Source organism: Nocardia heshunensis, from assembly GCF_054782115.1.
Genome location: NZ_BAAGTC010000013.1, coordinates 1 through 9,378 on the forward strand (window position 1 = coordinate 1; position 9,378 = coordinate 9,378).

A 9,378-nucleotide genomic window follows, 5' to 3' on the forward strand; every position below is an offset into this window, starting at 1 on the left:
TCAACACCCTGGTGCTGCGCACCGAGGTGGACGGCGGCCGCGGCTTCACCGAACTGCTGGACGCGGTGCGCGCCACCGACATTCAAGCCTTCGGCCACGCCGACCTGCCCTTCGAGCGCCTGGTGGAGATCCTCAACCCGGCCCGCTCGCAGGCACGACACCCGCTGTTCCAGGTCATGCTGTCGTTCCAGAACACCGGCATCACCGAGCTGGAACTGCCGGGCCTGACCGTCAGCGCCGTCGACCTGCCCATCGACACCGCCAAGTTCGACCTGCAACTGGTGCTCACCGAGCAGCTGGGCACGGCCGAGGGCAATGGCCACGGCGCGGCCCCGGCCGGAATCGCCGCCGAACTCATCTACGCCACCGACCTGTTCGACGCGGCCACGATGACCCGCTTCGGCGACCGGTTCACCCTGCTGCTGAAAGCCATTACCGCGCAGCCGGAACTGGCCGTCGGCGATCTGGACCTGCTGGCCGTCGGCGAACGCGACCGGGTGCTGACCGCCTGGAACAACACTTCCACCGAGGCCGTCGCCTTGCCGGAGGTTTCCCGCGGTGCCGGTGAGTCGCTGGTCGCGCGCTTCGAGGGGCAGGCTGCGCGGACGCCTGCGGCGACCGCTGTCAGCTTCGAGGGGACAAGTCTGTCCTACGGTGAGTTCGCTGCTCGGGTGAACCGCCTGGCCCGCTGCCTCATCGCCGCGGGTGTGGGCCCGGAATCGCTGGTAGTGCTGCACATTCGGCGCTCGGTCGATTTCGTGGTCGCCGCCTATGCGGTGGTGACCACGGGTGGCGCGTACGTGCCGGTGGATCCTGATCAGCCCGTCGAGCGCGTCGCTCATGTGCTCGAGACCGCGAATCCGGTGTGCGTGCTGGCCACCTCGGTCTCGGTGTTCGACAACGACGCGTACACCGTGTTGGAGGTCGACACGGTAGACCTGTCGGACCACTCCGATCGTCCGGTGGCGGACGCGGAACGCTTGGCCCCGCTGCACCCGCAGCATCCGGCGTACGTCATCTTCACCTCCGGCTCCACCGGAAAGCCCAAGGGCGTCAGCGTCTCCCATGCCGCGATCGTCAACCAGTTGGACTGGATGCAGGCGGAGTACCGCCTCACCGCCGAGGACATCTACCTTCAGAAGACTCCGAGCACCTTCGACGTCTCGCTGTGGGGTTACTTCATGCCGCTGCGAGTCGGCGCGACGTTGCTGCTCGCGACTGCCGACGGGCACCGCGACCCCGGATATCTGGCCGATCTCATCGAACGGCGCGGTGTCACGATCACCGACTTCGTGCCGTCGATGCTGAGTGTCTTCGCCGCACAGCCGGATCCGGAGCGGCTGCGCACGGCGCTGCGCACCCTGCGGCAGGTGTACGTGATCGGTGAGGCGCTGCCCGCCGAGGCCGTGCGCGCCGTCGGCGCGGTCAGTGACGCCGAACTGCACAACCTCTACGGCCCGACCGAGACGGCGGTGTCCATCACCTACCGCGAGGTCACCGGCGAGGTCGACCGGATTGTGATGCCGATCGGCCGTCCCGAGACCAACAGCCGTGTCTACGTGCTCGATTCGCGTCTGCACCCGACGCCGCCGGGTGTGGCGGGCGAGCTCTACCTCGCCGGGGTCCAACTGGCGCGCGGCTACGTCGCGCGTGCGGACCTGACGTCGGATCGATTCGTCGCCAACCCCTTCGGCGATCCCGGCGAACGCATGTACCGTACCGGCGACCTGGTGCGCTGGGACGACAGCGGCGAGAACGCCGAGCTGGTGTACCTGGGTCGCACCGATTTCCAGGTGAAGTTCCGCGGTCAGCGCATCGAGCTCGGCGAGATCGAAGCCGCGCTCACCGCCCACCCCATGGTCAGCCAGTCCGTCGTCGTCCTGCACACCGCCGAGCACACCGGCGACATGCTGGCCGCCTACGTCGTGCCCGCGGCCGGCCCGATCGACCTGGCGGCGTTGCGGGCGCACATGGCCGATCGCCTGCCGTCCTACATGGTCCCGGCCGCCTTCGTAGTGATGGAGGCGTTCCCGCTCAACACCTCCGGCAAGCTGGACCGCAACCAGCTGCCCGCGCCGGTATTCGAGGCGCGCGCGTTCCGGGCCCCGGAATCGCACGCCGAGCAGATGGTCGCCGGAATCTTCACCGAGACACTCGGCGTGGCCCAGCCCGTCGGCATAGACGACGACTTCTTTGCCCTGGGCGGCAACTCGCTGATCGCCACCCAGGTCACCGCCCGCCTCGGTGCGGCCCTCGACACTCGAATCCCGGTGCGTGTGCTGTTCGAGGCTCCGACCGTGGCCGGACTGGCCGCGCGGCTGTCGGTGGAGGCAGGGACCGGCCGTCGTACCGCCCTGGTGCGACGTGAACGCCCTGACGAGATTCCTTTGTCGCTGGCTCAGCAGCGCATGTGGTTCCTCAACCGCTTCGACACCGCCTCGGCCGTCAACAACATCCCCCTGGCCGTCCGCCTCACCGGCGACCTGGACGTGGACGCACTGCTGGCCGCCGTCGGCGACGTGCTCGAGCGTCACGAGGTGCTGCGCACCGTCTACCCGGAGAACGCGGAAGGCCGTGGCGTGCAGGTCATCCTGCCCGCCGACCAGGTCCGCCTCGACTCGGCCGCGCTCGAGGTGAGCGAGGCGCAGCTGCGCGACCGCGTCGCCGAACTGGTACTCACCGGCTTCGACGTCACCGCCGCGCCGCCCGTGCGCGCCGGGCTGTTCCGGATCCTTCCGGGCGGGGTCGGGGGATCGAGTACCGCTGACGTGCCCACGCATGTGCTGGTATTTGTCGTCCACCACATCTCCGGTGACGGCTGGTCGGTGGGTCCGCTGGCCCGCGACGTCATGGTCGCCTATGCCGCGCGCGCCAATGGTGAAGCCCCGGCGTGGGCTCCGCTGCCGGTGCAGTACGCCGACTTCGCGCTGTGGCAGCGCGAGACCCTCGGCCACGAGGACGACGCCGAATCGCTGATCTCCCAGCAGGTGTCGTACTGGAGCAGCGAACTGGCCGGGCTGCCCGACCAGATCGACCTGCCCTCGGATCGTCCCCGCCCGGCGGTGGCGTCCAATGCCGGTGGCGTGTATGAGTTCTCGATCGACGCCGACCTGCTGGCCGGGCTCAACGGCCTGGCCCGGGAGAACGGCGCGTCGCTGTTCATGGTCGTGCATGCGGCCTTCGCGGCCCTGCTGGCGCGTCTGTCCAACGGTGACGACATCGCGATCGGCACCGCGGTCGCGGGTCGTGGCGAGCGGGAGATCGACGACGCCATCGGCATGTTCGTCAACACCCTCGTGCTGCGGACCGCCGTCGACTCGGGCGAGAAGTTCAGCGAGCTGCTGGCCCGTACCAAGGACACCGACCTGGCCGCCTTCGGTCACGCGGACCTGCCGTTCGAACGCCTGGTGGAGATCCTCAACCCGGCGCGGTCGCAGGCCCGGCACCCGCTGTTCCAAGTCATGCTCTCGTTCCAGAACACCGCCGAAGCCACCTTCAGCCTGCCCGGTCTGGAAGTCGCCGGCGTGCCCTTGGACGTCGTGACGGCCAAGTTCGACCTGCATTTGAACCTCACCGAGCGTGCGGACCGCGATGGCATGACCGCCGAATTCGCCTACGCCACCGACATGTTCGACGCGGCCACGATCGCCACGTTCGGGCAGCGCCTGGTGCGGCTGTTGTCGGCTGTGGTCGCGCAACCGGCCGCGCTGGTCGGCGATATCGAACTGCTGGAGGACACCGAGCGCCGTCAGCTGCTGCGATCCTGGAACTCCACCGAGTACGACGTCAAACGCGTCGCGCTGGGCGGCAAGCAGAGCGCCGCCGAGGTCACCCTGGCCTCGATGTTCGCCAACCAGGCCGAGCAGACCCCGACACTCACCGCCCTGGTGTTCGAGGGCGTAAGCCTGACCTACGGCGAGTTCGCGTCCCAGGCCAACCGCCTGGCACGGCATCTCATCGCCGAGGGTGTGGGGCCGGATTCCTATGTGGCTCTTGGTATGCGCCGCTCCTTCGAGCTGCTGGTCGGCATGTACGCCGTCACCCTCGCGGGTGGCGCGTACGTGCCGCTGGACCCCGACCACCCGGCCGAACGCAACCAGTACGTGCTCGACACCGCCCAGCCCGTGCATGTACTGACCACCTCGCACGACGCTCTCGAACTGGCCGCACCTCGTGCGGTATCGGAGGCGCTGCGCATCGATGAGCTGGATCTTTCCGGCTACTCGGAGGCTCCTGTCACCGATGCCGACCGACTCGCGCCGCTGCGCGGCGACAACACTGCCTACGTGATCTTCACGTCGGGTTCGACCGGCCGCCCGAAGGGTGTGGCCGTGAGCCACACGTCGATCGTCAACCGCCTGGTCTGGATGCAGACCGAGTACAGCCTCTACACCGACGATGTGGTGTTGCAGAAGACTCCGGCTACCTTCGATGTGTCGGTGTGGGAGTTCTTCTGGCCCTTGCAGATCGGTGCGACGCTGGTCATCGCCAAGCCGGACGGCCACCGCGATCCCGCCTACCTGGCGGATCTGATCATCGAAACTGGTGTCACCACGGCGCACTTCGTGCCGTCGATGATGTCGGTGTTCGTGGCCGGGCTGGAAGCCGATCCGGACAAGGCCGCCGAACTGACCTCGTTGGCGCAGGTGTTCGCGTCCGGTGAGGCGCTGCCCGCGCCGACCGCGCAGAAGCTGCGGGAGCTGACCGGTGCCCGGGTGCACAACTTGTACGGCCCGACCGAGGCCGCGGTCGACGTCACCTACCACGAGGTACTCGACACCGAGACCGTGCCGATCGGCCGTCCGGTGTTCAACACCCAGGTGTACGTGCTGGATTCGCGTCTGCACCCCGTCGCCCCGGGTATGGCCGGTGAGCTCTACCTGGCGGGTATGCAGCTGGCACGCGGCTACGTGGCGCGGCCGGACCTGTCGTCGGATCGCTTCGTGGCCAACCCGTTCACGCCGGGCGAGCGCATGTACCGCACCGGTGACCTGGTTGCTTGGACCGCGGACGGCGAGCTGGAGTACCTGGGCCGCACCGACTTCCAGGTGAAGCTGCGTGGTCTGCGCATCGAGCTGGGCGAGATCGAGGCGGCGCTGACCGCCCACAAGTCCATCGCCCAGGCCGTGGTGGTGCTGCGTTCAGACGACCGCACCGGCGACGCGCTGGTCGCCTACGTGGTCCCGGCGAACTCGCCGACCACCGAACCGGTCGCCCTCGATGCCGGCGCCCTCGATATCGAGGCGCTGCGCGCCCACCTGGACGGCTTGCTGCCGTCCTATATGGTGCCGACGGCGTTCGTGGTGTTGGATGCCTTCCCGCTCAATGCCTCCGGCAAGCTGGATCGCAGGGCGCTGCCCGCGCCGGTTTTCGAGGCCAAGGTGTTTCGTGCCCCGTCCACCCCGATCGAGGAGATCGTGGCGGGCATCTTCTCCGACGTGCTCGGTGTCGGCCGGGTCGGCGTGGACGACGACTTCTTCGAGCTCGGCGGCAACTCGCTGATCGCCACCCAGGTGGTGGCTCGCCTCGGTCAGGCATTCGACACCCGGATCCCGGTCCGCGCACTGTTCGACTCCCCGACCGTGGCCGCACTGGCCGCCCACTCCCAGGCGCAGGCGGGCACCGGGGCGCGGCGTGAGCTGGTGGCCCAGCAGCGGCCTGACGAGATTCCCTTGTCGCTGGCTCAGCAGCGCATGTGGTTCCTCAACCGCTTCGACACCGCCTCGGCCGTCAACAACATCCCCCTGGCTGTCCGCCTCACCGGCGACCTCGATGTCGATGCGCTGCTGGCCGCCGTCGAGGACGTGCTCGAGCGGCACGAGGTGCTGCGCACCGTCTACCCGGAGAACGCGGAAGGCCGTGGCGTGCAGGTGATCCTGCCCGCCGACCAGGTCCGCCTGGACTCGGCCGCCAATGCCGGCATCCACGGCGGCGGCACCGGACTGTTCGCGGTCTCGGTGAACGAGGCCGACCTGCGCGAGCGCATCGCCGAGCTGGTGCTCACCGGCTTCGACGTGACCGCCGCCGCCCCGGTGCGCGCCGGACTGTTCCGGGTCACCGACGCCGAAACCCCCACGCATGTGCTGGTTTTCGTGGTCCACCACATCTCCGGTGACGGCTGGTCTGTGCGTCCGCTCGCGCGCGATGTCATGGTCGCCTACGCCGCGCGCTCGACCGGCCACGCGCCGCAGTGGACTCCGCTGCCGGTGCAGTACGCCGACTTCGCGCTGTGGCAGCGCGAGACCCTCGGCAGCGAGGACGACACCGAATCGCTGATCGCGCAGCAAGTCGCATACTGGAGCGAATCACTGGCCGGGCTGCCCGATCAGATCGACCTGCCCACCGATCGCCCGCGCCCGGTCGTGGCATCCAATGCCGGTGGCGTACACGAATTCCCCATCGCCGCCGAGCTGCTGACCGAGCTCAACGCCCTGGCGCGTAAGCACGGCGCGTCGCTGTTCATGGTGTTCCACGCAGCCTTCGCCGGCCTATTGGCGCGACTGTCCAATGGTGATGACATCGCCATCGGCACTGCGGTCGCCGGGCGTGGTGAGCGGGAGATCGACGACGCCATCGGCATGTTCGTCAATACCCTCGTGCTGCGCACGACTGTCGATTCCGGCGAGAAGTTCACCGAACTGCTGGATCGCGTGCGCCACACCGACCTGGCCGCCTTCGGTCACGCCGATCTGCCGTTCGAGCGCCTGGTGGAGATCCTCAACCCGGCCCGCTCCCAAGCACGGCACCCGCTGTTCCAGGTGATGCTGTCGTTCCAGAACACCGGCGAGGCCACCTTCGCCCTGCCGGGCCTGGAGGTCGCCGGCGTGCCCTTGGACGTCGTGACGGCCAAGTTCGACCTGCATTTGAACCTCACCGAGCGTGTGGACCGCGATGGCATGACCGCCGAATTCGCCTACGCCACCGACATGTTCGACGCAGCCACGATCGCCACGTTCGCGGATCGCCTGGTGCGCTTCCTCACGGCCGCGGTCGCGGAACCGACCGTGCTGGTCGGCGACATCGAACTGCTCGACGACACCGAGCGGCGCCAGCTGCTGCGTGGACGCAATGCCACCGACTACGACATCGAGCGAGTCGTACGGGGCGGCAGCGAGACCCTCGCCGAGGTCACTCTGGCCTCGATGTTCGCCAACCAGGCCAAGCAGACCCCGAAGCTCACCGCGCTGGTGTTCGAGGGCGAGAGCCTGACCTACGGCGAGTTCGCCTCCCAGGCCAACCGCCTGGCGCGGCATCTCATCGCCGAAGGCGTCGGACCGGATTCCTATGTGGCCCTGGGCATGCGCCGCTCCTTCGAGCTGTTGGTCGGCATGTACGCCGTCACGCTGGCCGGTGGCGCGTACGTGCCGCTGGACCCGGATCACCCGGCCGAGCGCAACCAGTACGTGCTCGACACCGCACAGCCGGTATGCGTGCTCAGCACCGGCCGCGACGGCTTCGAAACCAGCACGCGCACACTGCTGATCGACGAGCTGGACGTGTCCGGCTACTCCGACGCCCCGATCACCGACGCGGACCGCGTCGCCCCGCTGCGTGGCGACAACACCGCGTACGTGATCTTCACGTCGGGTTCGACCGGTCGCCCGAAGGGGGTGGCGGTCAGCCACTCCGCCATCGTCAACCGTTTGGTCTGGATGCAGACCGAATACAACCTGTTCGACGACGATGTGGTGCTGCAGAAGACGCCCGCCACCTTCGACGTCTCGGTGTGGGAGTTCTTCTGGCCCTTGCAGATCGGCGCGACGCTGGTCATCGCCAAGCCGGACGGTCACCGCGATCCCGCCTACCTGGCGGATCTGATCATCGAGACCGGTGTCACCACGGCGCACTTCGTGCCGTCGATGATGTCGGTATTCGTGGTCGAGGAAAAGGCTGCCGAATGCACTTCGCTACGACAGGTGTTCGCCTCGGGTGAGGCGCTGCCCGCGCCGACCGCGCAGAAGCTGCGCGAGCTGACCGGTGTGCGCGTGCACAACCTGTACGGCCCCACCGAGGCCGCGGTCGACGTCACCTACCACGAGGTCACCGACGCCGATGTGGCGTCGGTGCCGATCGGTGTGCCAGTCTTCAACACCCAGGTGTACGTGCTGGATTCGCGGCTGCGGCCGGTTCCGGTGGGTGTCGCGGGTGAGCTGTATCTGGCGGGTGATCAGCTCGCCACCGGGTATGTGGCGCGCCCGGATCTGACCGCGGATCGCTTCGTGGCCAACCCGTTCACGCCAGGCAGGCGCATGTATCGCACCGGCGACCTGGTCAAGTGGACCGGTCGCGGGGAGATCGAATACCTGGGCCGCACCGACTTCCAGGTCAAGCTGCGCGGTCTGCGCATCGAACTGGGCGAGATCGAGGCCGCGCTCACCGCGGTCGAATCCATCGCCCAGTCGGTGGTCGTGGTCCGCAGCGACGACCGGCTAGGCGAACAGCTCGTCGGCTACGTCATCCCGGCCGCCGGCCACAGCGTCGATGTCGAGGCCGTGCGCGCCGAACTGCACGATGGCCTGCCCGGCTACATGGTCCCGACCGCGTTCGTGGTGCTGGATGCCTTCCCGCTCAATGCCTCCGGCAAGCTGGATCGCAAGCAGCTGCCCGCGCCGGTATTCGAGGCCAAGGTCTTCCGCGCCCCGTCCACCCCGATCGAAGAGATCGTGGCGGGCATCTTCTCCGACGTGCTCGGCGTCGGCCGGGTCGGCATGGACGACGACTTCTTCGAGCTCGGCGGCAACTCGCTGATCGCCACCCAGGTCACCGCCCGCCTCGGTGCGGCCCTCGACACCCAGCTTGCCGTGCGCGATCTGTTCGAGGCGTCCACCGTCGCGGCGCTGGCCGCGCGGGTGGAACACAATGCCGGATCCGGGCGTCGTCCGCGCCTGGTCGCCGGCGACCGGCCCGAGTTCATGCCGCTGGCTCCAGCGCAGCAGCGCTACTGGTTCCTCAACCAGTACGACCCCAGCATCTCAGCGGTCGACAACATTCCGGCGGCGGTCAGATTCACCGGCGCGCTGGACCGGGAGGCAATCAAGCAGGCCATCGGCGATGTGATCGCGCGGCACGAGGTGCTGCGCACGATCTACCCGCAGACGGCCGAGGGCCCGCACCAGGTGATCCTGCCCGTCTCGCAGGCCGACGTGCCGCTTCCCGTGGAGGATGTGACCGAGGCCGAACTGCTCGGCAAGGTCGTCGAATTCATCACGACCAGATTCGACGTCACCGTCGAGGTGCCCCTGGCGGTGAAGATGTTCCGCATCTCCGACAGTGAGACCGTCCAGCACGTGCTGGCTTTCACCGTCCACCATGTCTCCGCCGACGGCTCCTCCATGGGCCCGATGGCGCGCGACATCATGGCCGCCTACGTGGCCCGGG

General features: G+C 68.3%; 1 protein-coding gene. It reads left to right on the forward strand.

All coding sequences use genetic code 11. The annotated features are described in order from the left end of the window. On the forward strand, window positions 1–9,378 hold a 9,378-nt coding region (locus tag ACYVN4_RS35630), incomplete at both ends, for a non-ribosomal peptide synthetase (protein ID WP_460726981.1).